The organism is Pseudonocardia sp. TMWB2A (assembly GCF_017312135.1).
Map to the genome: position 1 here is coordinate 2,903,521 of NZ_QKQY01000001.1, position 25,910 is coordinate 2,929,430.

At 59.1% G+C, this 25,910-nt stretch carries 23 protein-coding genes; 10 read left to right on the forward strand and 13 right to left on the reverse strand.

The annotated features are described in order from the left end of the window. The first annotated feature begins 56 nt into the window (after positions 1 to 56). Positions 57 to 974, forward strand: coding sequence for a LysR family transcriptional regulator (locus DMP17_RS13510; RefSeq protein ID WP_337829598.1), 918 nt, complete (start codon positions 57 to 59; stop codon positions 972 to 974). 47 nt (positions 975 to 1,021) lie between these two features. Here the strand turns inward: DMP17_RS13510 and DMP17_RS13515 are convergent, their stop codons facing one another. Continuing rightward, positions 1,022 to 2,086, reverse strand: a complete 1,065-nt coding sequence (locus DMP17_RS13515; protein WP_337829599.1) for a phytase — start codon at positions 2,084 to 2,086, stop codon at positions 1,022 to 1,024. 395 nt (positions 2,087 to 2,481) lie between these two features. Here DMP17_RS13515 and DMP17_RS13520 point away from each other — a divergent pair, with 395 nt between their 5' ends. After that, positions 2,482 to 4,692, forward strand: a complete 2,211-nt coding sequence (locus tag DMP17_RS13520) for a TonB-dependent receptor plug domain-containing protein (RefSeq protein ID WP_337829600.1) — start codon at positions 2,482 to 2,484, stop codon at positions 4,690 to 4,692. Positions 4,693 to 4,868: 176 nt separating this feature from the next. Next, complete coding sequence (locus DMP17_RS13525) at positions 4,869 to 6,521, forward strand: hypothetical protein (protein WP_337829601.1); 1,653 nt, start codon at positions 4,869 to 4,871, stop codon at positions 6,519 to 6,521. Positions 6,522 to 6,524: 3 nt separating this feature from the next. Here the strand turns inward: DMP17_RS13525 and rlmN are convergent, their stop codons facing one another. Continuing rightward, the gene (gene rlmN, locus DMP17_RS13530; protein WP_337829602.1) at positions 6,525 to 7,790 is read right to left on the reverse strand and encodes a 23S rRNA (adenine(2503)-C(2))-methyltransferase RlmN; all 1,266 of its coding nucleotides are present in this window, start codon (positions 7,788 to 7,790) and stop codon (positions 6,525 to 6,527) included. A 259-nt stretch (positions 7,791 to 8,049) separates the two neighbouring features. On the opposite strand from rlmN, the gene DMP17_RS13535 reads away from it, so the two are divergent. Continuing rightward, positions 8,050 to 8,664 carry an outer membrane protein gene (locus DMP17_RS13535; protein ID WP_337829603.1) on the forward strand — a complete coding sequence of 205 codons (615 nt, stop codon included), beginning with the start codon at positions 8,050 to 8,052 and terminating at the stop codon, positions 8,662 to 8,664. Between the two features lie 88 nt (positions 8,665 to 8,752). Here the strand turns inward: DMP17_RS13535 and DMP17_RS13540 are convergent, their stop codons facing one another. Beyond that, positions 8,753 to 9,280 (reverse strand): invasion associated locus B family protein, encoded by a 528-nt coding sequence (locus DMP17_RS13540; RefSeq protein ID WP_337829604.1) that lies wholly within the window; start codon positions 9,278 to 9,280, stop codon positions 8,753 to 8,755. 151 nt (positions 9,281 to 9,431) lie between these two features. Here DMP17_RS13540 and DMP17_RS13545 point away from each other — a divergent pair, with 151 nt between their 5' ends. From DMP17_RS13545 to DMP17_RS13555, 3 genes are read left to right on the forward strand one after another with little or no spacing between them, the layout of a single operon-like run. After that, entirely contained in the window at positions 9,432 to 10,151 is a 720-nt protein-coding gene (locus DMP17_RS13545; RefSeq protein WP_337829605.1) for a hypothetical protein, read from the forward strand. A gap of 38 nt (positions 10,152 to 10,189) precedes the next feature. Then, positions 10,190 to 10,753 carry a hypothetical protein gene (locus tag DMP17_RS13550; RefSeq protein ID WP_337829606.1) on the forward strand — a complete coding sequence of 188 codons (564 nt, stop codon included), beginning with the start codon at positions 10,190 to 10,192 and terminating at the stop codon, positions 10,751 to 10,753. Next, positions 10,750 to 11,382: a hypothetical protein gene (locus DMP17_RS13555; RefSeq protein WP_337829607.1), complete on the forward strand. Its 633-nt coding sequence runs from the start codon at positions 10,750 to 10,752 to the stop codon at positions 11,380 to 11,382. The genes DMP17_RS13550 and DMP17_RS13555 overlap by 4 nt, the downstream gene beginning before the upstream one ends. Positions 11,383 to 11,419: 37 nt before the next feature. On the opposite strand, the gene DMP17_RS13560 is transcribed toward DMP17_RS13555, so the two are convergent. Further along, positions 11,420 to 12,760 carry a hypothetical protein gene (locus DMP17_RS13560; RefSeq protein WP_337829608.1) on the reverse strand — a complete coding sequence of 447 codons (1,341 nt, stop codon included), beginning with the start codon at positions 12,758 to 12,760 and terminating at the stop codon, positions 11,420 to 11,422. Between the two features lie 255 nt (positions 12,761 to 13,015). Here DMP17_RS13560 and dnaN point away from each other — a divergent pair, with 255 nt between their 5' ends. Beyond that, positions 13,016 to 14,131, forward strand: coding sequence for a DNA polymerase III subunit beta (gene dnaN / locus DMP17_RS13565; RefSeq protein ID WP_337829609.1), 1,116 nt, complete (start codon positions 13,016 to 13,018; stop codon positions 14,129 to 14,131). A 162-nt stretch (positions 14,132 to 14,293) separates the two neighbouring features. On the opposite strand, the gene DMP17_RS13570 is transcribed toward dnaN, so the two are convergent. From DMP17_RS13570 to DMP17_RS13580, 3 genes are read right to left on the reverse strand one after another with little or no spacing between them, the layout of a single operon-like run. Further along, a complete protein-coding gene (locus DMP17_RS13570) occupies positions 14,294 to 14,989 on the reverse strand; it encodes an alpha/beta fold hydrolase (RefSeq protein WP_337829610.1) in 696 nt (231 codons plus the stop codon). Beyond that, positions 14,986 to 16,401, reverse strand: a complete 1,416-nt coding sequence (locus DMP17_RS13575) for a PQQ-dependent sugar dehydrogenase (RefSeq protein ID WP_337829611.1) — start codon at positions 16,399 to 16,401, stop codon at positions 14,986 to 14,988. The genes DMP17_RS13570 and DMP17_RS13575 overlap by 4 nt, the downstream gene beginning before the upstream one ends. A 1-nt stretch (position 16,402) precedes the next feature. Further along, positions 16,403 to 16,600, reverse strand: coding sequence for a hypothetical protein (locus DMP17_RS13580; protein ID WP_337829612.1), 198 nt, complete (start codon positions 16,598 to 16,600; stop codon positions 16,403 to 16,405). Positions 16,601 to 16,829: 229 nt separating this feature from the next. Here DMP17_RS13580 and DMP17_RS13585 point away from each other — a divergent pair, with 229 nt between their 5' ends. Further along, the gene (locus DMP17_RS13585; protein ID WP_337829613.1) at positions 16,830 to 17,039 is read left to right on the forward strand and encodes a hypothetical protein; all 210 of its coding nucleotides are present in this window, start codon (positions 16,830 to 16,832) and stop codon (positions 17,037 to 17,039) included. Positions 17,040 to 17,058: 19 nt separating this feature from the next. Here DMP17_RS13585 and argC read toward each other — a convergent pair whose 3' ends face one another. From argC to DMP17_RS13605, 4 genes are all read right to left on the reverse strand, one after another. Continuing rightward, positions 17,059 to 18,027 carry an N-acetyl-gamma-glutamyl-phosphate reductase gene (argC, locus tag DMP17_RS13590; RefSeq protein ID WP_337829614.1) on the reverse strand — a complete coding sequence of 323 codons (969 nt, stop codon included), beginning with the start codon at positions 18,025 to 18,027 and terminating at the stop codon, positions 17,059 to 17,061. Then, positions 18,017 to 18,880, reverse strand: a complete 864-nt coding sequence (locus DMP17_RS13595) for a C40 family peptidase (protein WP_337829615.1) — start codon at positions 18,878 to 18,880, stop codon at positions 18,017 to 18,019. The genes argC and DMP17_RS13595 overlap by 11 nt, the downstream gene beginning before the upstream one ends. Positions 18,881 to 19,054: 174 nt before the next feature. Continuing rightward, positions 19,055 to 20,449 (reverse strand): leucyl aminopeptidase family protein, encoded by a 1,395-nt coding sequence (locus DMP17_RS13600; RefSeq protein ID WP_337829616.1) that lies wholly within the window; start codon positions 20,447 to 20,449, stop codon positions 19,055 to 19,057. A gap of 40 nt (positions 20,450 to 20,489) precedes the next feature. Continuing rightward, positions 20,490 to 21,992, reverse strand: a complete 1,503-nt coding sequence (locus DMP17_RS13605; protein WP_337829617.1) for a flavin-containing monooxygenase — start codon at positions 21,990 to 21,992, stop codon at positions 20,490 to 20,492. A gap of 157 nt (positions 21,993 to 22,149) precedes the next feature. Between DMP17_RS13605 and DMP17_RS13610 the strand changes: the two genes are divergently transcribed. After that, positions 22,150 to 22,737, forward strand: a complete 588-nt coding sequence (locus DMP17_RS13610) for a hypothetical protein (protein ID WP_337829618.1) — start codon at positions 22,150 to 22,152, stop codon at positions 22,735 to 22,737. Positions 22,738 to 22,905: 168 nt separating this feature from the next. Here DMP17_RS13610 and rimO read toward each other — a convergent pair whose 3' ends face one another. Further along, positions 22,906 to 24,306 (reverse strand): 30S ribosomal protein S12 methylthiotransferase RimO, encoded by a 1,401-nt coding sequence (gene rimO / locus DMP17_RS13615; protein ID WP_337829619.1) that lies wholly within the window; start codon positions 24,304 to 24,306, stop codon positions 22,906 to 22,908. Positions 24,307 to 24,582: 276 nt separating this feature from the next. Next, positions 24,583 to 25,899: an SLC13 family permease gene (locus DMP17_RS13620; RefSeq protein WP_337829620.1), complete on the reverse strand. Its 1,317-nt coding sequence runs from the start codon at positions 25,897 to 25,899 to the stop codon at positions 24,583 to 24,585. Positions 25,900 to 25,910 lie beyond the last annotated feature (11 nt).

Below are 25,910 nucleotides of genomic sequence, written 5' to 3' on the forward strand. Positions count from 1 at the left end.
ATAACCAACAATAAATTATCTTTATCCACAACCGATAGTTGTATATTGTCCGGACAATGGAATCGCGCCAAATCCGTCATTTTCTTGCGGCTTACGATCTCGGCACCTTTGTTGCGGCCGCAGATCAGCTTGGGTTGTCCCAGCAAGCGATCAGCAAATCCATCCAGCGGTTGGAGCTGCAATTGGGGGTGCAATTATTCGAACGCGACGCGCGGCGGGTGCGCCCGACCCGCTATGCCGATATGTTCGTGCCGCACGCCCGCACCATCGCCGCAGAGGCTGCGCGTTTCCGGGCGGATTTGGACGATATGCTGGGCGGCAGGCGCGGGCGGTTGCGCGTCGGCATCGGGCCGAGCGCGGCGGCCTCTGTGGTCGCGAGCGCCTCCAAAAGTCTGGGGGCCAAGCAACGCGGCGTCAAAATGAGCGCGCTTGCCGGGCTATATGAAAGCCTTATCCAGGATTTGATGCTCGGCGCGCTCGATATGGTGGTGGCGCTGCGGCAGGTGACGCGCGACAATAAAATGGTGCGCGAAGAACATCTGGGCGATGTGCGTTATGCGGTGGTCGCGGGGGCAGGCCATCCTTTTGCGGGGCGCAAGGAGCTTTCGCTCACCGACCTCAAAGACGAAATCTGGATTAGCGGCGCAAATATCGGCGAGGTCGAACAGCAGATCGAGGCAAGCTTCCGCGCGGCCGGCATGGCGCGCCGCCGCATCGACATTGAAACCACGTCGATCCTGTTCACCTTGTCGCTGCTCGACAGCGGCGCGCATCTCGCGATTTTACCCGAATTGCTGGTGCAGCGTGATTGCGCCGAAGGGCGGCTGGTGTTGCTTGATGTCGGTACCAGCGCATGGACACGCCCGCTCATTCTGGCCACACGGGTGAGGGGCGCAAATATCCCCTTGGTCCAGATATTTACCGAAGAATTGCTGCTGGCCTGTAGGGAAATAGGAGCCCCGGCATCCGTCTGACCCCGAAGGGCTGACAGATGCGGTGGGCTCCTCATTTCATTATGAAATCAAAGGCCTAATGCGGCCTTGATTGCATCCCAGCTTACCAGCTTGAAATTTTGCGCTTTGGTGCCGTTATGCCCGTCCTGCGCCACAAAAAGCCCGCCCGGATAGGCCGGACCGAAATCGCCGATAATCAGTTCCAGCCCGTCGGTTTCCTCTGCGCCGCCAAGTGTGCCATCGGTAACCGCAAAGCGCCCGACATAGCCGAGCGCGCCCTTGGCATCGCTGATGCGATAGACGGCATAGGCATTGTCGCCCTGGCTCGACGCGACCAGATAGCGCGTGCCATCGGCTGCGGTCGCGACAGCAAGCCCTTCGACATCGGCGACAAGTTGCTGGTTATCGACCGACGCCACCTTAACGCCCTCGGTCGCAGCGCCGGTTGCGTCAAAGCGCCAGATGCCGACATCTTCCTCGCCGACATAAAGGCTGTTCGATTGGGCATCGAGCGCGCAGCCTTCGGTCTGGGTCTGGAGCTTCAACGTCCGCACGATAGTGCCGGTCGGGGCCGCGCCCGCTCCCGCGCCCGGTGTCACGCGCACATCGGCAATCACGCCTTCCTTAAGCACCGAAAACACATTGAACGCCTGCGCATCATTGCCCGGCAAGATGCACACCCCATAGCCTTCGCCCGTGCCACCTGCGACCTTGCCGATTGGGGTCAGCTTGCCGCTTGTGGTGTCGAGCGTGAACAGCGCGAGTTTCGCATTGCGCGGATCATTGCGGTCGCTGGCCACCGCATAAACGGTGCCGCCCTTTTCGACCAGATCGACATTATTGACGCGGCCCGCATTCAAAAAACTTTTGATCTTGCCATCAAGGCCATAAACATAAAGCCCCGCTTTCTTGTCGGTCGCAACAATCAGGCTTGCGGCAGGATTGGCGGCATTGCGCCAAATCGCCGGATCGTCCGCCGCATCGGCATTATTGGTGCCAACCGGAACTGTTTCGCCGGTCGCATGGACGCTTACCGGCGGCAAGCCTTTGAATTGCGGTTCCGATGTGGTGGCGCATCCGGCCAATAATAAAGCGGCGGCCCCTGCGAGCCCGTATCCAAAAGCATTTGTCATGAAATGTGACCCTCTGTTTTTTTAAGTTTGTCCGTCAAATCCGGTGCATGCGGCACCATTGGCGACGGGCATTGCCGCGTTTTCATGACAGGCGCGTGACAAATCTGACGCGAAAATGGAACCGCTCTGTCACCAAAGTGAAACCTATCTGTCCCGCGATTGTCAAAAAGCGTTGCTAGTGGCCCGCCAACTTCAAAGCAAAATCAACCAAGCTCGGGGGTCGACTCAATGACTATCGTTCGTAATGCAGCCAGCGCGATGGCGCTCACCATTTTTCTCGCTACACCGGCATTTGCTGATGACACCGTTGCCACAGCGCGGCCGTTGCTGCGGCTCCGGCGGATGAAGTTGCGGCGGCGGCTGAGGAAGATCCGACTTCGGCGTCGGACATTGTGGTGCTTGGCAAGATTAATTATCGCAACCGCAGCGAAAGCACCGAACCGGTCCTCGTTTATGATCAGGAATATTTCCAGCGTTTCGAACCGCTGACCGCAGGCGATGCGTTAAAGCGCGTGCCGTCGGTCACATTCCTGTCGGACGTAATCGAAAGCGATGGCGCGCGCCTGCGCGGTCTTGCGCCGGGCTATACGCAAATCCTTATCAATGGCGAAAAGGTGCCGGGGTCCAATGCCGATCGCAGCTTCTTTATGGACCGTATTCCGGCGGAACTTATCAGCCGCGTGGAAATCGTCCGCTCCTCCTCGGCGCGTCGCAGCGGGGATGCGATGGCGGGGACGCTCAACATCGTGTTGCGCGACGGTTATCAGCTTGATGGCGGCTATGTCCGCGCGGGCGCGCTCCATTTTGACGATGGCAAATGGAAACCGAGCTTTGGTGCGGTATGGGGCGGCGAAGTCGGTCCCGGTCGTTTGCTGCTCGGCGCGAATGTGCAGGGGCGCTATAATCCGAAGAAGAAGGTGAGCTATCGTTACGGCGATTCGCCTGAAAATGATCCCCAAATGGATCTCGATAAGGTAGATAATCGCGAAGACCAACGCGACACGCGCAACGGCACCGACTATTCGGCTAATGCGACCTACAAAATTGAAGGGGACAATACCGATTTCGAATTGAACGGTTTCTATGTCCGCACCGACCGCACCGAAGATGAGCGCAGCCATGAATATAATGTTGCGACCGGCAATTATGGCCCCGTCGCTGGTGAAGATGACGAAAATCCCGGTTTGCTTATTGATAACGCCAATGTGAACGAGATTGACCAGCAGACATATAGTATTTCCGGCAAACTCGCGCATAAATGGTCGCTCGGCAAAACCACGCTCAAGGTCGGCTATGCCGATTTTGACCAGGATAGCGTCGAAACCGAATATGAGCTGGAATTTGACCGTAAGACCCCGCGTCTGACGGCCGATTTGACGCCGACACGCATCAAGGACAAAGAGTTTTCGATCAAGCTTGACCATGAATTTCCGGTAACGGATTCGGTTGATTTCGTGGTGGGCGGCTTCTTCCAGAACAAGACCCGCGATACGTTGATCCGCACGACGCGCAACCGCTTCAATGTTGCCAGTGCCCGCATATGGGACCAATTTTCGCAGAATCCGACCGATCTCAATACCGAATTTGGCGAGCCCGGAGCGGAAACCGATAGCGGCAACGACAACCGTCTTAAGGAAAAACGCCGCGATGTGTTTGCGATGTTCGAAGGCAAGGGCGGGGCGTTCTCGTGGGAAGCGGGCCTGCGCTATGAACATACCAGCTATGACATTCACGATAATACTGCGGACCTGCGCCCCGGTTATCAGCAAAATAAATATGGTATGTTGCTGCCTTCGGCGTCGATCAAATTCGACCTGACAGGTAAAGACCGCATCACCGCGTCAGTTGCGCGCACCAATCGTCGTCCGGATTTCAACTATCTAACGCCTTCACTGCTTGAAGCAGAAATGGGCGACAATGATTTGATCGGTAATCCGCAACTTGATCCGGAATCGGCATGGGGGGTTGATATCGGCTATGAACATCGCCTTGGCCGCACCGGGGTCGCCGGTATCAACTTCTTCTATCGCGATGTGAAAAATTTGATCGAACTCCACAACACAGGAGAAGAAGGCAGCGAAGGGCCGGGAACCTTTGTTCTCCAACCGCGCAATACGGGCGATGGCAAAGTTTATGGCGTGGAATTCGATCTTTCGACTGACCTCGGATTTATAGGTCTGCCTGATACCGGGATCTTCGGCAATGTCTCTTGGCTCGACAGCGATATTTCCGATGTTTTTGGCAAGCGCCGTTTCAATGGCCAGTCGAAATATGTCTATAATTTCGGCTTCATTCAGGACATTCCGAGCTTTGGCGCGGCATTCGGTGCGACTTATCGCAAGCAGGGCGCGGCCATTGACCGCACTGTCGGCGAGGAAGTTACGACCACTTATGGCGCGGACCTTGAAGTTTTTGTTGAAAAGCGGTTCGGCAAGAATTTCACCATCCGTGCGGTCGGTTCCAACCTGTTGAACGGCAAAAAGCGCGAGACATTCAACAAGTTCAACACGTTCGAAGAACAGAATGAGCGCGACTTTGACGAATATGAACTTGAAGCGGAAAAGGCGGGGCCGGTATTTCAGGTGATGGCACGTTTCGCCTTTTAATCGGGCGTTTCGCTGAAAAGAAATGGGCGGCGAGGCATGGCTTCACCGCCCATTTTTTGTGCTGGCTGATGCAAGGCGGAAATGCGCGCGGGCCAAATCGGCATTGCGTTGGCACCCGATTTCGCCGATGTGCATAGTCCCATGCATCTGGCGACCATCGAGGCTGAACCCAAACCGTGAAGCAGACGCTCGCATGGATTGCGCGCCACGCGCTTTTGTTTGTGCTGCTTTTCGTCGCAATATTGGGCGGTTGGTGGCTCCATTCCTCTTATCAAAGCTTCGGTGATTTGGAACGCAAAGCGACCGCATTACGCAGCGCGGGCGAAGAATTGAACCGCTATGCCACAGGCGCGCAGGCGAGCAGCGATGCCAGTGTCGCTGGCTTCCAGAATTACGGGAAAGAAGAATTGTCCGCCCGCATCATATCGGCCAAGGGCGAACAGGCGGCGCTTGCCAAAAAATGCGGTAGTGATTTGGGGCCGCTGCTCGTCCAAGGCGTCGGCGGGGTCATCGAAAACCGCAAAGCCTGTTTCAGAAGCGCGCTCCTCACCCGCGAAATTGCGAGTTTAACCGCGTTGCACGATAGCCTTGATGCGCGCCGCGCGGGTGAGACGGTCGCCGATGCGCTCACCCGCCATGCCGCAGAGCTTAATGCCGCGTCGGACAAGCTCGCACAGGCGGGAACAAGGCTGGATGCGCTGGCGGGCGATTATGTGCCCGACCTTTTGCAGGCCCCCGAAATACAGCGCCAAACGACGATCGTGCGCGAACAAAAAGCGGTGGTGGACGGGGCCAAGCGCAATGTCGCCATTCTTGTCGCGACGAACGGTGCGCTTGATCGCGCGCGCCAAGCCGCCGCAAATGCGGTGGACCGTTATAATGCGGAATATCGCGGACTGGTCGAAGGGCAGGAAAAAACGCTGAGCGATAATGCGCTCAAGAAAGTGTCGGCCTGGGCCAAGAGCAATAATGTCAATGGCGCGCTCAAGGCGGCAGCGATTGCGCTGCTTTTCATCATCATCAGCCCGTTCCTTATCCGGCTCTTTTGCTATCATATTCTCGCGCCCTTGGCCGAGCGCCGTCCGGCCATCCGGATTATCGCGCCCGCAACGCAAGTGCCACCGGTGCCCGATGCCACCGCTTCGCGCACATCAGTCAGTATCCGGCTGGAGGAGGGTGAAGAAATGTTGGTCCGCCAAGGCTATTTCCAGTCGGCCAGTCGCGCGAGCGCCGAGCGCACCCAATGGTTTCTCGATAGCAGCCACCCGATCATGAGCCTTGCGACCGGCCTGTCCTTCCTCACCCGCATCGGCGGAAGCGGGCAGGCGATTACCGTGTCGGCGATCCATGATCCCTTTGCCGAAGTTGCGGTGCTGAACCTACCCGAAGGCGCGGCCTGCGTCCTCCATCCGCGCGCGATTGCAGCGGTGGTCGAGCCGGTCGGCCGTCCGCTGCATATCGCCGCGCATTGGCGGCTTTTCTCGCTCCACGCATGGCTCACCGGCCAGTGGCGCTATTATGTGTTTCATGGGCCTGCGCGTCTGGTGCTTAAAGGCGGGCGCGGTGTGCGCGTCGAGCCGGTCGAACGGGGACGGATTTTTGCACAAAGCCAGCTTATCGGCTTTTCCGCCGACATTCCTTACGCAGTTGTGCGCACCGGCACTTTCTGGCCTTATTTTCTGGGCCGCGAGCCTTTACTCAAGGACAGGGTCGAAGGCGATCATGGCGTGCTGATTGTCGAAGAAGCGCCGCTCACTTCGCGCAAGGGCGAGATCAAGCGCGGCATCGAGGGGATGCTCGATGCCGGTATGAAACTGTTCGGAATGTGAAGGCTATCCGAGCGCCGCGAGCTTTTCTTCGGCCAAACGGTCCAGTTCCGCCCGGCTCTTTTTCTCCGCCGTGGTTTTGAGTTGCCCGCAAGCGGCATCAATATCCCGTCCGCGCGGTGTGCGCACAGGGGCCGAAATACCCGCTTCGAAAATGATATTCGAAAAGCTCCGCACCCGTTCCGGCGTGGATGTATCATAAGGCGCGCCGGGCCAAGGGTTGAACGGGATGAGGTTGACCTTGGCCGGTATCTTATATTGTTTGATAAGCCGCACCAGTTCATGCGCATGTTCATCGCTGTCATTCTTGTCCTTGAGCATCACATATTCAAAGGTGATGCGCCGCGCATTATTGGCGCGCGGATAATCGGCGCAGGCTTGCAGCAATTCCTCGATGCCATATTTGCGGTTGAGCGGGACAATCTCGTCGCGGATTTCCTTGGTCACCGCATGGAGCGATACCGCAAGGTTCACACCGATTTCTTCCGCTGCCCGCGCCATCATCGGCACGACCCCGCTGGTCGACAAGGTGATGCGGCGTTTCGACAATGACAGGCCTTCGCCATCCATCACGACCTTTAACGCATCGCGCACATTGTCGAAATTATAGAGCGGCTCGCCCATGCCCATCATCACGATATTGGTGAGGAGGCGGCCATCGGCGGTATAATGGCCGGCATTATCGTCGGCATCATCCTCGTCCGCGCTAGAGGCCATGCTGCCCTTGGGCCATTCACCCAGCGCATCGCGCGCAAGCATGACCTGTCCGACAATTTCGCCCGGGGTCAGATTGCGCACCAGCCGCATCGTGCCGGTATGGCAGAAACGGCAATTCAGGGTGCAGCCGACCTGACTTGATACGCACAGCGTCCCACGGTCGGCGTCCGGGATGAACACCATCTCGTAATCCTGCCCATCATCCGACCGCAGCAACCATTTGCGTGTGCCGTCCGAAGAGATTTGCGCTTCGACCACATCGGGCCGCCCGACGATGAAGCGTTCGGCAAGGAACGGCCGCTGCGCCTTGGCAATATCGGTCATCGCATCGAAATCGGTCACACCGCGATGGTAGATCCAGTGGAATAATTGTTTCGAGCGCAATTTCGCCTGCTTTGCATCGAGCCCCGCTCCGGCAAGCAGTTCACCGATCTGGGCGCGAGAAAGGCCGAGCAAGTCCGTGCGGCCATCGGCGCGCGGCGTAATCGCACGCGGCACGGGCACAGGATCAACAGGGCCGGGAATCGGCATCGAAAATGATTCATTTGTCTGCATGACGAGCGGTTTACCGCAAAATGGAGGAATCCGCTAGCTGTGACATTGTTGCCACTTCTTGGCGGAGGGCCGCAGAAATCCGTGGGGTCGCGTTACAGGCCATTTTACAAGATGAACGCCAGATAAACCGAAAATTCACAATCGGTTAAACGGGTCAGCACGATTGGGCGGGGGACACCGCAAGGGTCGAACGGGTGCAAACTCTGCTGCGCCCCTCGGTTCCAAGGCGGTGTAGTTAAACCAGAAATGGGGAATTACAGTGAAAAAGATTCTTATTGGCGCCCTTCTCGCAACCGCAACCGTTGCGACGCCGGCTATGGCTCAGAACACCGGTTTCACCGGCGCACATATTGAAGCGCTTGGCGGCTGGGATCAAAGCCGCGTTGACGCGGGCGAAGACCCGTTCGGCAACGACTATCGCGACCCGAAAGCTAATGGATTCGCTTATGGTTTGGGCGCAGGTTACGACTTTGATACGGGCGGCCTTGTCGTCGGTATTGAAGGCGAAATCATGGATTCGACCGCCAAGAAGTGCGTGGGTTCAGCCTCGCTCACCGAAGTATGCGCCAAGGCTGGCCGTGACCTTTATGTTGGTGGCCGTCTTGGCACTACGGTAGGTGCGTCGAAGAACACCCTGCTTTACGCTAAGGGTGGTTACACCGACGCCCGTTCGAAGGTGACGATCACCGAAACCGACGGTGACACGACCACGATTGACCGCTTTAGCGACAATGACGGCGGCTGGCGCGTGGGTGCCGGTGTTGAAACCAAGACCAGCAACAATCTGCTGCTCAAGGGCGAATATCGCTATTCGGATTATGGCGATGGCGTGAGCCGTCACCAGGTTCTGGGCGGCGTCGGCATCCGCTTCTAAGCGATGCTCACCGCTTAGCGAATAAGCAAAGGGAAGGCCGGATGCAAACATCCGGTCTTTCTTTTTGCGCGGTGCGTGAAACTTGACCCTAGCGCGCGCAACCCAAGGCGGCGGCATCAATCGCGCTTGCAGCACCGCGCAAGCGATAGGTATCGGCGACCAGGCCGCCCTTTTTGGCAGGCACGCTCACCGTCATGCTGGTCGCGGAACGTAGGGCCGAAATGATCGCGGCATCCATTTTGGCATCGGCAGCCCACGCATTGGGTCCGCCCGACACAAGCGCGAATTTCCGCTCGCCAACCGACAAGGTGACGGATGCGCCTTCGCGTTTCTCTTTGGACAGGCGAAAATAAAGCTGGCCCCTGACGGCGCGCGTTGGCCAATAGCCGACACTTGCATAAGCTTGCCAATCGCTGCCGCCCGTGCGCGCGGAAGGTTCTGCAATCGCATAGCAGCGGGCTGTACCCTCTTCGGTGCGAAATGCGCCCCAGCCGTCATAAATGCCCAGCGAGACTTTTGCGTCGGCGGCTACCGGCAGGCCCGCCAACAGGCAGAGCAACGGCAAAGCGGCAGTAGCTTTCATGCGGGGGAACAAGGTTGGATTGAAGGCGGTCATCACGGCTACCCTAATCGCTCGGCGCGATGCACGCAAAGCGCAAATATTGCCCCGTGCACCGCATTTATCTGCGACGAACCGAGCGGTGCCGAGGTTGACAATTGCCTGTCATTTTAGTGTGTTGCCCCTTGGTCCCGCAGAACGGGTCCGGATGACGGGAGCTTTGTTATTGCCTGATCCGAAACCTGATAGCGGCCCCGACGATGACAGCCCGCCAGCTCGGGATGATGCGCGGCTGGATCGTGCCAAAGTTGCTGGAGCGTTCAAGGATCTGGTCACGCCCGCCAATATCTTCCTACTCGCGCTGGTTATCCTCATTCTCCTGACCGGGCTTTTTGGCGGCTGGAACAACCTGTCAGAAAGCAAGCGCGCTTTGCCGATGGCCGAAGCGGGCACGGATTTGGAGGCCAATCCGTTCCGTATCCAAGTGCGCAAGGCGATGTGGTTTACCCATTTCCCGCAGATGTATGCGCTGAAACCGGGGCAGCGCGCGCTCGTTGTGCCGATGGATGTGACCAATATCAGCGACCATTATGTGTCGGTGCAAAAGCTGCAGGATGCGCTCCGGCTGGAAGGGTTGCAGTTGATCGACCGCGCAGAGCTTAAAGCGGTGCCGTCCGGCAAGGCTGCGCCATATATCGTGCGCGGCAGCGATGGTTTTGCCGAACAGACGTTACAGCCCGGCCTGACCGTGCGGCTGGGGGTTATCTGGGTGCAGGATGCCACAGTGCCGCTTCCGCAAAATCTGGATTTGAACCTGTTCAAGCAAAGCTATCGCAAATCCTCGCTTGACGGGTCGATGGGCTATTTTGACAGGCAACCAATCTATCATCTGCGTTTGCCGCTTTCGGAAATGAAGGTGCCGGGCTGATCGATGCAAAACTTGTCAAATCGGGGCTTATCGGTGCGGTGGCGCTGGCGGCGGGCGCTTATGTTGCGGCGCATATCCCCGATCCCGCCGATATTCGCGACGCGATGTTTGTGCATCCGGCGAAGATCGGCGAGCCGGTCGCGTTGCGCACCGGTCTTGTCAAACTTGTGCAGATTGACGCGAGCAACCGCATTTTTGTGCCCAAGGAAACGGCTTTCACGGGCGCGAATGTAGGCATCAGCCAGCACGGGATTTTTCTGGTCGTGACGCTTGATATTGAAGGACGGGATGCGCCTGCCGCCTTTGCGGATTTGAGCATCGAGGACCGCAAAGGCCGGACCTTTGGCGGCGCGCAAGCGATCGGCACCAATGCGTGCGGCAATGCACCACCGGGCTTGCCGGTGCGCTGCCAATTGATATTCGAGATGGACAAGGAGGCGCTCGAAGGCGCGCGGCTCAATATTCCCGCTTCTACGGCGCGCGGCGATGATATGGCGCAGGTCGACTTGGGGATTGATGCGGCAAAAGCAGCGACGCTCGCGCGCAACACACAATCCATCCGCATCGTGACGAGCGCACCAAGTTGGGGAGGGCCGCTATGACCGCGCCGATGATGCAAGAGCGCCGCCCGGCGTCCGGATGGTGGGCGCGCAACCGCTGGGCACTTGCCGCGCTGGTGCCGTTGGGCGCGCTCGCAGTGGCCGCATCCTCTTACCAATATGTGACGCTTTACAAGCCCAATGAATTTACGCGGGTCGAGAAAACAAGCGGGCCGACACTTGCGTATCGCGAGGATTTCAGGAGCAATCGCAAGGCTTACCAGCGCGCGGTGACGCTGCGCGTAACATCGTCAACATCACGCGCTATGCCGCCGAAACAAGCGGGCGCGAAGGGCGCGACCTTGTGGGAGGTCGAAATCCTGTTTTCTGCCAAATCGGATGTGCCGTTGGAAGGTTGTTCGCTGGCTTTGCTGGACGCTCAAGGGCGTGAATATGGGCTGTTACAGGCTGATTTTACCCCTGATATTACCGACCGGCCGATAAGCTGTGTGCCCGCAGGCGCGCCGGGGCCGCAGTTTGATTTTGTAGGCGATTTGAAACCCGCACAGGGAGCGGCTCGACCCGCAAGCTGGCCCGTCACCGCGCATTTTGCGATGCCCGAGGGGCGCAAACCTGCCTATGTGCGCATATCCTGGGCTAAGCCCAATGCGGCCTTGTTGCCGCTTCCCTGACCGTGATGTTTAGGCGCTAGGGTAGAGGGGGGGAGCGTTACGCCCGCTCCTTCGCAACCGTTTCGGCGGCCAGCACTTGATTGACCGCAGCGGCGGTCAGCGCCGAGAAAATCAGGAATAACAGCCCGCGCTCGACTAACGCGACATAAGGGTCGGTCGCCAATTGCCATAGACCCGGTTGGGGGCCAAGCAACGTGCGCGCGGTCCATGCCATCCCCGCTTTGACCAGATCGTCGGCGAGCGAAAAGAGGATGCAAAAGAAGATCATCGACACCAGCCCCGCTTCGGCGATTTCGCCGATGGCGTTGAGGCTGTCCTTGACGGGTGTGGTGACGGGTTCGAAAAGCTGCGCCACCGCACGGCGCAGCGGATCGGGAATATGGGCGAAACGCCGCGTCATCGCCTCATGCGACAAAGGATTGCGCGTGACGAGTTTGCTGCCGTAAATCATCGCTGCAATCGCAAGCCAGGCGACCGGAACGACCAATAGGTCTGCAAGATGCCCGATTGCGCTCCCCGCCCAAGCCAAGGTGTCGCCGAGAAAAGGCGGGAGGCCGCCAGCGCCGCCAGACGCGCCGCCTGTCGCATCGCCTGCAAGGCCATTCGCTCCCGTCACCTGTGCAAAAATCACCCTCGACATCGCCCAGTCGCGGATCGTGCCAAGCTGGGCCACAAAAGCGGTGCCGAGCGAAGCAATCCACAAGGTTTCGATATAGCCGCCGATCAGGCTCCAGCGCAGCGAGCGTTCGGCAAAACCGCCCGCCGCTATCAATTTGCGCGCGACCAAAGCGACCAGAACTATGCCGACCAGCACCGGCGTTGCAACCAGCGCGCGGCCATAATTGGCGGTCAGCGGGTCGTTAATCGCCTCGTCCAACGTGCTGCCGTAAATATAAAGGCGAATATCCTCCTTGAGGAAACCGAGCGCGGCATAAACGATGATGAACGGAATGAGACAACGCGCCGCCAGCGTCACATTGCTCTTGATTCGCTGCGTCCAGCTCTGGTCGGCAAAGCTGTTGCCGAACGCGGGCAGCGATTGGCCGATCACCCGAATCATGAATACAAGCGCGAGCAGGGTCGAAATCGGCGCGAGCGGCAGGATCAGCATCCCAGCAAGCGGGCTGGCTTTGGAGGCCAGCAACGCGAGCCATAAAAACCCCATCCGCGCCGCCGCACCCGCGAGGTAAAGCGCCACCAGTTGCGGCCAATGGCGCAATAATAAGCGCCCGGCTTGCACGATAATCGCCCCGCAATCGCGCAGTCCTTCGCCAAGCAAGGCGGGTATCGAGGAGGGGGCGTCCTGCGTTTTGGCCTGTGTTTCGGCCAGTGTTTCAGCCCGTGTTTCGGCCTGTGTTTCGGATTGTGCGGGCGTCAAATCGGCAAATCCTTCTGATAGTTAGGCAAAGAAAGTGCATGACGGCGCGCGCCTGTCAATGCTTTGCATAGGCTTTCGGGGTGAAGCGTTGCGCGATGCTGGCCCAAACCGGCTGTAAATCCTTGCCCGATAGTGGCTGCGTCCGCCAAATGGCTTGCGACCTTGTGGAATCCGGTTATGGAGAAATCGGGCCAAACCCATAAATGTAAGAATCGCCCGGACAGGGGCCAGCATATCCAGAGCGGGAAAGTGTAAATGAAAGCGACTATAGAACGCGCAACTTTGTTGAAGAGCCTCAGCCACGTTCAATCGGTGGTGGAGCGGCGCAACACCATTCCCATCCTGTCCAACGTCCTGATCGAAACCAATAGCGAAGGCACCATCAAATTGATGGCGACCGACCTTGACATCCAGATTGTCGAAACGGTGGCCGCGAAAGTGGAAACGGCAGGGACGACCACGGTATCGGCGCATTTATTGTTCGAAATTGCGCGCAAGTTGAAGGATGGCTCCGAAGTGCTGTTATCGGCGGCGGACGGCAAGATGCTGGTCCAGTCGGGCCGCTCCAACTTCAACCTGCCGACGCTCCCGCGCGACGATTTTCCGGTGATTGCCGAAGGCGAATTGCCGACCAATTTCGAACTGCCCGTGCAAACGCTGGTTGAAATTATCGACCGCACCCGCTTTGCGATTTCGACCGAAGAAACCCGCTATTATCTGAACGGCATTTTCCTGCATGTCGCCGATGATGCTGCCGGACCGGTGCTGAAGGCCGCTGCGACCGACGGCCACCGCCTTGCGCGCGTGACCTTCCCGCGCCCCGATGGTGCCGAAGGGATGCCGGACGTGATTATTCCGCGCAAATGTGTCGGTGAATTGCGCAAGCTGCTCGACGAAACCGAAGGCAATGTCGAAATTGCGCTGTCGCCGTCGAAAATCCGCTTCACATTGGGGAGCGCGATCCTCACCTCGAAGCTCATCGACGGGACCTTCCCCGACTATAACCGCGTCATTCCGACCGGCAATGACAAGCTGCTCAAGGTTGATCCCAAAAGCTTTATGGAAGGCGTGGATCGCGTCGCGACGATCGCCAGCGAAAAGACCCGCGCGGTCAAAATGGGCCTCGACAAGGACCGCGTGACGCTCTCTGTCACCAGCCCCGAAAATGGCACTGCCGCCGAAGAATTGGCCGCCGATTATGGATCGGACGGCATCGAAATCGGTTTCAATGCGCGCTATCTGCTCGACATATTGGGCCAAATTGAAGGCGATACCGTGGAACTGCACCTCGCCGACGCCGCCGCCCCGACGCTCATCAAGGAAAGCGACAAAAGCTCGGCGCTCTATGTGCTGATGCCGATGCGGGTGTAACCGCTTGCCCTCCCTGCGAGGGCAGTGCTGACAAAGAAACCGTTAGTCCTGAGCTTGTCGAAGGACGGCTATAAGTTTGCGCTGACACGGGTAGAAACCGTAACCTATGGCGGCTTTTTGCCCGAAAGGCTTATGGCTGCGCGTTATTTTGCGCCCGTCTCTTTACTGATTCAGCCATTCTCTCAGATACCCGATCACTACTTCTGGCTGTTCCAATGGGGGGAGGTGGCCGCAATGGTCGATCTGGTGAAGGGTCGATCCCTTGATGCCTTGATGGATGATCTGCGCCTGTTCGATGGGGGTCAGAATATCATCCTCGCCGACCAGCATTACCGTGGGGACGCCGATGGTGGCGAGCGTGGCGCGACTGTCGGGGCGGCTGATAATGGCTTCTTGCTGGCGCAGATAGGCTTCGCCACCGACCCGCTCGGCCATCGCCTTCACAACATTGCCGACCGGCCCGTCAACACGGTCGGGATGGACGAGTTTGGGGAGCAGGCTCCCTGCAACACCCAGAAATTTGCCTTCGCCGATTTGCGCCATGCCTGCGCGGCGGTTTGCGACGGCTTCGGGGCTGTCGGCCAGCGCGCTGGTGGCCATCAGCGCGAGCCTTTCAACGCGCTCCGGGGCTTGGCGCATAATTTCGAACGCGACATATCCGCCCATCGACAGCCCGACAAGGTTGAAGCGTTCGGGGGCGGCGGCAAGCGTGCGCGCGGCCATTGACTTGACGTTGTCGTCAAGCGTGAGATCGGCGACCATCGGCGCAGCAATCGCGCGCAACCCTTCCGTCACCCCGCGCCATAATTCGGCATCACAGATGAGGCCGGGCAGAAATACGGTGGGCGCGAGGCTCATTTTTTTGCCGCCGGTGCGGGCGTGGCAGCAGGCGTGGCTGTGGGCGTAGCGGGGGAGGCGGTGCCTGACGCCGCGCCGCTGCCGCTCACCCGCCACACAATGCCCGCCGTGTCGTCCGTGACGAGCAGCGCGCCATCCTTGGCAAGCTTCACATCGGTCGGGCGCCCGCGCGTGGTCTTGCTGTCCGCGCCGAGGAAACCGGTGAGCAGGTCCACCGGCGGCGCATTGAGCGGGCGGCCCTGTTCGTCAAACTTCACATAAACCACCTTATAGCCCGACAACGGCGAGCGGTTCCACGATCCGTGGAGCGCGACAATCGCGCCATTATTCCACGTGCTGCCAAGGCTCGACTGGTTGGCAAAGACAAGGCCCAAGGGCGCGACATGGGGACCAAGCGCATAGTCGGGGCGGCGCATATATTGGCGCAAATCTTCGGGCGCTTCATCAACGACGCGCGGGTCTTCATAACCGCCCCAATAATAATAGGGCCAGCCATAAGCAGTGCCGAATTCGGCGCGCGCGAGATAATCGGGGACGAGATCGGAGCCCAGCATATCGCGTTCATTGACCACCGCCCATAATTCGCCGCTCACCGGATGGAACGCCATGCCCACCGGATTACGCATCCCGATGGTCTGGATACGATAGCTATTGTCGGCAAGGTTCACCTCCAGCACGGCGGCGCGGTAATTTTCCGTGTCCATGCCATTTTCGCCGATATTGCTGTTCGAGCCGACCGACACATAAAGCAATTTGCCATCGGGTGAGGGCATGAGGTTGCGCGTCCAGTGCATATTGGGCGCGGTCGCGGGAAGGTTGATGATTTTCTTGGGCGCGGCGGTGATCGCCTCGTCGCCTTCCTTATAGGGATAGAAAATCAGCGCATCGGTATTGGCGACATAGAGCCGGTCGCCGATGAGCGCCATGCCATAAGGCGAGTTCAGGCCATTGGTGATGAACGGCTTTTTGATGTCGGCTTTGCCATCGCCATCGGTATCGCGCAGCAGCATGATGCGGTTGGCGGATGGGCCGGTCGCGCCCGCTTGCCCCATCAGCTTGGCCGCAATCCAGCCCTTGATGCCGCCGCCCTTATTGGCGGGGCCACGCGCTTCGGCGACAAGAACATCGCCATTGGGCAGCACGAGAATCCCGCGCGGATGGTCCAGCCCTTCGGCAAAGCGGTCGACATTAAGACCGGCGGCAACCGTCGGCTTTGCGCCTGCGGGCCAGCCGGTCGGCTTGGCGATGCCGACCGTCGGTATGCCTTCGGGGCGCGGGCTGCCAAGTTCGGGGCGTGTGCCCGTGACCTTGGCTTCGGGAAGCTGCGCCTTGTCGGGCCGCGTCAGATACCAACCGGCTCCGATCGCCAGCAACAACAGGATCAGCGTAAAATTACGAATATGTTTCCACATATCAGGAACGTCCCTTGGCGCGGTCAAAGAGCCATAATGCAAGCGCAACGACAATGCCGATGGCCAAACCTGCAAGGAGGCCAATGGTCGGTTGCCCCTGAAGGCCGCCAATCACGGTCCCTGCTATGGTCAGCATGGCGATGAAAAATCCGCCAGCCATAGACGGCGTGGTGGAGGTCGGGCGATGGTCATTGTGCATGGGCCAAGCGATGCCAGTTTTTATAGGCCGCGGAAAGGATTAAATCGGCAAATATGTGCAAGCGGGCTGCGCGCGTTTGCTATCCCTAATTTCGTGTTCACCTTCTTTCTAGCGCGAATTATTAGGCGAATCGCCGCTAGCAGGAGCGGGCCTTTCCTGTGCGCCGTACCAAAGCCGGTGGGTGCGGCGGGAGCAAGGGTGGGTGATTTGAGCGAATGAAGGACCATCCATGACGATGCCCTATCTGTCCGACCGCGACAGTTTCCACGATGCAACCGCGCTCATCGCCGAATTTGGCGAACATGCGAGCTTTGAAGCCGCCGCGCGCGCCGACCGCTACCGGGATCTGGGCAACCATCTTAATTTTTGCCGCTGGCGGCAGATAGAACGGCTGATCGTGCTGATGTCGATCGACGAATGGATCGGCACGGTTCACTAGCAGGGTTTAAAGGCTAAGCTTAACCCTGCAAACGCAGGCCTTCATATTCGGGCAGGCCGAGCATCAGGTTCATATTCTGGACACACGCGCCCGATGCGCCTTTGCCGAGATTATCGAGAATCGCAATCAGCCGCGCCTGCTCGCCGTGCGGGTCGCCGAAAATATGGAGGGAGAGGCCATCATCGGGGGTTGCGCCATCGCGGATCAGCAATTCATCGGGCGCAGCTGCGCTATCGACCACCACAAGGCTTTCGTCCGCATAATGGGCGGCGAGAGCAGCGCGCATAGCGGCGGCGTCGACCTTAGCGCCCATCACCGGCACTTCGATTAACATACCGCGAAAGGCGGGGATGACGGACGGCGCGAATAAGGGCGCGTGGGCGAGGCCTGCATGAACCTGCATTTCGGGCAAATGCTTGTGCGCAAGGCCCAAGCCATAGGTGCGGAATGCAATGTCGCTTTCATTATGGAAACGCTGGATAAGCCCTTTGCCGCCGCCCGAATAGCCGGACACCGCATTGACGCTGTAGCGCCCGTTGGCGGGCAATAAGCCTGCCGCGACCAAAGGCGCGACCAGTGCGAGAAAGCCGCTAGGGTAACAGCCCGGATTGCTGACAAAACGCGCATTGCCGATGGCCTCGCGCTGGCCTTTACGGAACTCCGCAAAGCCATAGGTCCAGCCCGGCGCAACACGGTGCGCAGACGACGCATCAATCACGCGCGTCTGGGGATTGTCGATCATCGCAACCGCTTCGATGGCGGCTTCATCGGGGAGGCACAATATGACGAGATCGGCGGCGTTCAAGGCTTCGCGGCGCTTGGCATCATCCTTGCGGTCCGCATCGGCCAGCGTGATGAGCGCAACATCGGTGCGCCCGCCCAGCCGCTCGGCAATTTCAATGCCGGTCGTGCCAGCGGCCCCATCAATGAAAATCTGCGCAGTCATGATATTATTCCCGAGTCCCTCATGGGGCTTTTTAACCGGCAAGCAGCCGCTTGCGTCCGATGATGGCGGGGCTATGGCCCTCGCTTTCGATGCGCGCAACCACATCGGCAAGCGCTTCTTTCACGACCTTGCCATAATGTTGGGTCGCGTGGAGCAGGATTTTATCGTCGATCATCACGCCGACATGGTCGGGAAAATAGAGGATGTCACCGCGTTGATAGGGCGCTGCAAGGTCGATGTCGCCGTTAAGGCCGCCAAGCTGCTGGTCGCTGTCGCGCGGGGCCGCAATCCCTGCGCGCGCGAGCATGGTCTGGATAAGGCCCGAACAATCAATGCCTTCATTGCTGCGCCCGCCCCATAGATAGGGCGTGTCGAACATCGCTTCGGCGGTGGCGACCGCATCATCGGCTTTGGTGTCGAGCGCGGCGATCGCATCGGCGGGAACGCTGCCCGCGTCGCCCAGTAATGCACCCACGGGCAGCGCGAGCGGTTGGCCATTCGCCCCTGTCACGCTCGCTGGCGCAATCAGGCGGAAGGCCGGTTCGACATAAGCGCCGAGCGTGTCTTGCGGGACATAGCCGACATAATGATCATGGAGACAATAGCCCCACGCCCAGCCACCGGTAATGTCAAGCAGGGCAAAGCCTTCACCGAACAGCAATTCGCTGACCATTTCGGAGTCGGCATCGGCTTTGGCGCGGACGGGCGTGCGCGCGACCACACAACTGCGTGCTACAGCTTTGGCATAATGCGGTGCAAAATGGCGGCTTGCCAGTGCGACGTCGGCAAGGTCGGGGCGGATCGCATCGACGCGCGGATCAAAGCTTTGCGAGCGGCCTTCCAGCCGGAATCTTTCCGTGGCAGCGCCTTCACCGTGGCGCGAGGGTTTCCCCATGCGCACGCTGCCGCCCTTGGCTGGTTGAGATGCTTCGCTCAAATTTTATGTCCGTTCGCTGCCATGACCCCGATATAAGCGATGCGCCTTAGCCTGAACTGTCCCTTTTGAGCAAGAGTATAGAGCATAGGGGCGTATCGGAGGCAGTGCGTCCGGTATTAGCGGGGAGGGCTATCAGCCTTTGGCATATTCTCCTTTCAGATACGTCCACATCGCCCGCATCCCCAACGCATCGCCGCCTTTGGGCCGTCCGGGTTTGGCAGCGGGACGCCAGGCGAAAGTGTCAAAGTGCAGCCATCGGGTGCCGTCTTCGACAAAGCGTTTGAGGAACAATGCGGCGGTAATCGCGCCGGCAAATCCGCCAGCGGGCGAATTGTCGATGTCCGCCATGTCGGTTTTGAGCATATCTTCATATCCGGCCCAGAGCGGCATATGCCACACCGGATCATCGACCTTATGCCCTACGCTGACCAAGGCTTCGCCCATACCTTCTGTATTGGCAAAGACCGGCGGTAAATCGGGGCCGAGCGCGACACGGGCCGCGCCGGTCAGCGTTGCAAAATCGACCACCAGTTCGGGTTTTTCCTCGCACGCGCGGGTCAGCGCATCGCCCAGCACAAGGCGGCCTTCGGCATCGGTATTATTGACCTCGACGGTCAGCCCCTTGCGGCTGGCCAGCACATCGCCGGGGCGCATCGCGTCGCCCGAAATCGCATTTTCGACCGCGCCGATGACAACATGGAGCCGCACCGGCAGCTTCATCGCCATGATGATATGTGCAAGACCGATGACATGGGCCGCGCCGCCCATATCCTTTTTCATCAGCAGCATCCCCGCCGCCGGTTTAATGTCCAGCCCGCCGCTGTCGAAACAGACGCCCTTGCCGACCAGCGCAATGCGCGGATGTTTGAGATTACCCCATTCCAGCTCGACAAGGCGGGGCGCGCGGGCTTTATCTGCGGCCTTGCCGACCGCATGGACCATCGGGAAGCCTTGGGCGAGCGCCTCGCCCTTGGTGATGTTGACCTTGGCGTCATGGCTTTTGGCGAGCTTTTCGGCGGCATGGGCGAGTTCCGCAGGCCCCATGTCGGACGCGGGTGTGTTGACAAGGTCACGCACCAGCGCAGTCGCTTCGGCGGCGGCCACCGCTTCGGCAATCCGCGCGACCTCGCCCGTCAGCAAAATCCGCGCGCCGGTGGGCTTTTCATCCTTTTTATAGCGGGTGTAGCGATATTGGCCGAGCATCCAGCCAAGGATCGCCGCGCCCGGCTCACGCCCTTCGAGGCGATAGGTTCCGGCGGGCAGGGTCTCGCCAAGCCGCGCAAGACACCAGCTGGAAAGCTGCCCGACATCGGCGACCGCAGACACCACCGCCCAATCTTCATCGCCATCGCCCGGAATAATCGCTTTTTCAAATCCGCCCGCTTGGAATTTCTGTGCCTCCAACTGGGCGCGGGTGCGGGTGGACTGGGCCTTGAACCAGTCCTCATAACCCGCTTTATCCACCAGATGGATGGTGCGGGCGGGCTGGCCGGTATCGGCGACGACAAGTTTGGAAAAATCGGTCATCTTACCATGCTAGCATTGTCGCGGGGGGCGAAAAAGCCCCTCACGAAAAGACCATCACCCCGTCATCGACCGGCTGGTGGCGCAAAATATAGCGGTCCTTGATATAATTCTGGTTGAGCTTCCACGGCTTTTTCGCGCCCTGTTTGGGCAAATAAGCGAGCGCCTTGGTGACATAGCCGGACGAAAAATCGAGCATCGGCTCCTCGCCAATATCTTCGCCCGCTTTGATGGTGGGGGTCGCGCTTTTGACACCCTTGGCATCCATCGCGTTCAGCACGCGGCAAATATATTCGGAGGTCAAATCCGCCTTCAGCGTCCAGCTTGCATTGGTATAGCCGAAAGTGATCGCAAAGTTGGGCACGCCCGAAAACATCACGCCCTTATAATTATAACGATGCGCGAAATCGACGCGCTCGCCATCGGTGTAGATGGCCGCGCCCCCTGCGACTTCCAGCTTGAGGCCGGTTGCGGTGACAATCACATCGGCGTCGATATGCTTGCCCGATTTGAGCTGGATGCCGCTCGCGTCAAACCGCTCGATATGGTCGGTGACAATATCGACTTTGCCGTCGCGGATCGCGGCGAACATATCCGAATCGGGCACCGCACAGACGCGCTGGTCCCACGGATTATAGCTGGGCGTGAAATGGCTCAAATCATGGCCCGGCAATTCTTTTTCGACCATGCCGATGAAGCGTTTCTTCATGCCTTCGGGATAGCGGCGCGCGAGGCGGAAAAAGGTCATGCCCATCAGCACATTTTTCCAGCGGGTGAGATTATAGGCGGTCTGGGCGGGGAGCCATTTGCGCAAGCTAATCGCCATGCCGTCCTCTGACGGGCGCGACACCATATAGGTGGGCGAACGCTGGAGCATGGTGACATGGCCCGCGCTCTTGGCCATTTCCGGGACGACCGTGACGGCGGTTGCGCCGGAGCCGATCACCACTACTTTCTTGCCCGTATAATCGAAATTATCGGGCCAGAATTGCGGGTGGATGATGGTGCCTGCAAAATCCTCGCGGCCCGCAAATTCGGCCTCAAGCCCTTCATTATAGCTATAATAGCCCGAACACATGAAAAGGAAGTTGCAGCGCAACTGGCGCTCGCCCCCGGCGGTGGCGACGGTCACGGTCCACATCTTGTCGGCGCTCGACCAGTCGGCGCGGACCATTTTGTGGCCGAACCGGATATGGTCGCGCACGCCATATTCGTCGGCGGTTTCGTTGACATAGGCAAGGATTGCAGGGCCATCGGCAATCGCCTTGCGGTCGGTCCAGGGTTTGAAATTATAGCCCAGTGTGAACATGTCGCTGTCTGACCGGATGCCGGGATAGCGGAACAGATCCCATGTCCCCCCGATCGCATCGCGCCCTTCAAGGATCGCATAGCTTTTCTGCGGGCTTTCTTTGGTGAGATGCACCGCAGCGCCGATGCCGGACAGACCGGCGCCGATAATCAGCACATCAAAAACATCACTATCATCGCGCACAGCGGCCTGTGCGGAATGACGCAATTCCGGGGTCGCGGGCATCGCATCGGCCATGAACATCATCTCCTGTTTTCCCGATACTACTTACACATTTGTCAATTGCAAATGATTTTACGAGTCCGGGCGGCAAGTCCGGACTTTGGCTTGCGTCCTCCGTCTTGCGCAGCATGGGACATTGCGGCAGATTGGCGCGCAGAGGGAAGAGGGAAAAATGCACAAGGACAAGAAACAGCGGGCGGCGATTTTGCTGGCAACGGCCTTGGTCGGGATGACGGCGGGCGGATGTTCTATTTCCGGAGCGGTAGACAAGCTGGTCAGCGCCGAGGACAAGGCTTTTGCGCTCGGCGTTGCCAAAGCCACCTGTGACGGCACGCTGGAACGCTATCAGCGCCAGATCGCCCCTCAATTGATGGAAGAATATCGCAAAAATAGCGAGAAATTGAAACCATTCTGTCCGACCGGCCCCGGCGAGGCGAAGTTGGTCGGGTTCCAGTTCAACACGCAAATGGTCAACGGGGCGACGGCCAAGACGCAGCAATTGGTGGTCATGACCCAAAGTCCGGGACGCTGGAGCCGCACGGTGATGCAGCGCATGTCGGCCAATGGCGGACCGCTTCTGCTCCATAATTTGACAATGAATTCCACGCCAGAAAAGCCCGCAGATCTAGTGCAGGCCGATCAATGGGACGCGATGGTTCCTTATTTACGCATCGCTCTGGTGATGTCGTTGCTGTTGTTGGTTGCGGGTGTATGGTGGCTGATCCGGCGGCATGACGGCAAGCGGAACGCGGGCGGTTAGGGGCGATGCCCCAACAAACTCCTCCCCTGCAAGGGGAGGTGGCGCGCGCGATAGCGCGTGACGGAGGGGTGAACCCCTCTCGATAGTGCGACACCCCTCCGTCATTTGCTGGCGCAAATGCCACCTCCCCTTGTCAGGGGAGGATGAAGGGTAGGTGCTGCTCCTCGTTTACCCCGCAATCACCCCGTATAGGTCATGCTCGTCGGCATCTTCGATGGTGACGGTGACGAAATCGCCTTGTTGCACGGGGCGGCCCTTGGCGGCGCCCGCTTGCTGCACATCGCGCAGGAACACATGGCCGTCAATTTCCGGCGCATCGGCTTCGGAGCGACCGGTCGCGCCATATTCGCCATCTGCGTCGGGTTCGCCCACTTCGTCGATAAGGACTTTCAAGCGCCGGCCGATTTTGGCTTCCAGCTTTGCCGCGCTGATCGCGGCGGTTTTTTCCATGATGCGCGCATAGCGTTCTTCCTTGACCGCTTCCGGCACCGCGCCGTCGAGCATATTGGCGGCGGCCCCTTCGACGGGTTCAAAGCGGAATGCGCCAACACGATCCAATTGCGCTTCGTCGAGCCAGTCGAGCAGATATTGGAAATCCTCTTCGGTTTCGCCCGGAAAGCCGACCACAAAGGTCGAGCGGATGGTCAAATCAGGGCAAATCTGCCGCCAGTTTTTGACACGCTCCAACACCTTGGCTTCATTGGCCGGGCGTTTCATGCGCTTTAACACCGAGGGCGCTGCGTGCTGGAAGGGAATGTCGAGATAAGGCGTCAAATGCCCTTCGGCCATCAGCGGGATGACCTGATCGACATGGGGGTAGGGGTAAACATAATGGAGCCGCACCCAAGGTTGATCGCCTTCGGGGGTGCGCAATTGGCCAAGCGCGCGGGCAAGGTCGGTCATATGGGTGCGGATCTCCTCACCCTTCCAGTTGCGCGTTTCGTGGCGCACATCGACGCCATAGGCCGATGTATCCTGCGAAATGACAAGCAATTCCTTGGTGCCTGCCGCGACGAGTTTTTCGCCTTCGCGCAACACCGCGTCGATGCGGCGGCTCACCAGATCGCCGCGGATCGACGGGATGATGCAGAAAGAGCAACGATGGTTGCAACCTTCCGAAATCTTCAAATAGCTATAATGGCGCGGGGTCAGCTTCAAACCGCCTTCGGGCACCAGATCGACAAAAGCGTCGGGCACGGGCGGCGAGGCTTCGTGAACGGCAGCAACGGTCGCTTCATAGCTTTGCGCGCCCGTAATCGCGAGGACATCGGGGAAGCGTGCCTTGATGACATCGGCTTCCTTGCCCATGCAACCGGTGACGATCACGCGGCCATTTTCGGCAATCGCCTCGCCAATCGCTTCAAGGCTTTCTTCCTTGGCGCTGTCCAGAAACCCGCAGGTATTGACCAGCACCACGTCCGCGCCCGCATAATCGGGGGACATTTGATAGCCGTCGGCGCGCAGCTTGGTAAGGATGCGCTCGCTGTCGACCAATGCCTTGGGACAGCCCAGCGAGACCATGCCCACCTTGGGCGGGAGCGGGAGTTTCTTCAATGTTTCGGAAGCCATGATGGCGCGGGCCTATACGCGCATTTTAGGTAAGAGTCACGCGGGGAGATTTGGGGGGTGGATGGAATAGCCCCTCCTCCTTCAGGAGTGAGCGAGATTATGCCCCCGGCATAATCTGAAACTGCCGGGGGCAGTTTCAAGCTCACTGGGCAACGGAGGCTTACGAATTTGAAGCGGAGCGAAAATTCTTAGTCGTAGTGGGGTGGGGGCTTGAGGTTTACGCAGTGGCAAGCGGACAACCCCCACCCCAACCCCTCCCCTGAAGGGGAGGAGCTTTTAAAACGGGAAGAAAATCGGGATAACCGCGACCGCCACCGCCCAGGTAATGAAGTTCAGCGGCAAGCCCACGCGCACGAAATCCATATAATTATAGCCGCCCATCTGGAACACCAGCACATTGGTCTGGTATCCGAAGGGTGTCGCAAAGGCGGCGCTGGCGGCCATCATGACGGCGATGAGGAAGGGGCGGGGGCTGACGCCTAACGCTTCGGCGAGCGCGACCGCAACCGGCGTGACCAGCACCGCGACCGTGGCGTTGGACAGCAATTCTGTGAGGAACAAGACCGCGCCATAAAGGATGATGAGCGCCATTAACGGGTGGAGGCCATCGAGCGCGCCGATTAGCGTCATGGTCGCGCTTTTGGCGAGTCCCGATTCTTCGAGCGCAATGCCCAGCACGACCATGCCCGCAATCAGGATTAATATGTCGGGGCGCAGGCCGCCATAGGCCTCATCGGCGCTGATGACCTTGAGGATGATAAGCAGCACCGCGCCTGCAAACGCACAGGCCGCAATCGGCGCGACGTTAAAGGTCGCCAGCAACACAACGGCGGCAAAAATGCCAATCGAGGTGAGTGCCTTCCACAATACCAAAGGTCGCGGCGTTGCGAATAGTTCGGGCGAACCAAGCTGCGCGGTGCGCTCATGGTCATGGAGGTGGCTGATGGCTTCGCTATAGCTTTGCGGTTCTGGCTCATCTTCGCGGATGCGGATGAGCTTGCCCGAAAAGAGGAACACATAGAGCGAGCCGGCCAGCGCGACGATGAGGCCCACCGGCGTAATTTCGAAAATGCCGAAGCGCGGCTGCCCTGCGACCACCGCCATGTCGTTGACGAGCAGGTTGGTCGAGGTGCCGAGCAAGGTGGTGCAGCCGAACAGCACGACCATATAGGATAAGGGCATGAGGAACCGCTTGGGCGACAGGTTGAGCGCCAGCGCAACGTCACGCACCACGGGCGCGGCCAGCACGACAATCGGCGTATTATTGAGGAAACTGCCCGCACTCGCGCACGCGCCCATCATGATCCAGATGCCGAGCGCACCGACTTTTTTGCATAGCTCCACACCCTTGCGGATGGCGGCGTCCAAAAGGCCCGACAATTCCATCGCATAGGCGATAACGAACAGCGCGGCGAGCGCGACAATGGCGGGGCTGGCAAAGGCGGCCTGTAATTCGACGGGGCGCACAACGCCGGTCATCAGCAGGACCGCAGCACCGCACAGCGCCACCACATCGGCGCGAATCTTGTCATGAATCAATGCGGCAATCACCGCAACGAGGACGACCAACGTGGTTATCTGCTCGAAAGTCATGACGATTCTGG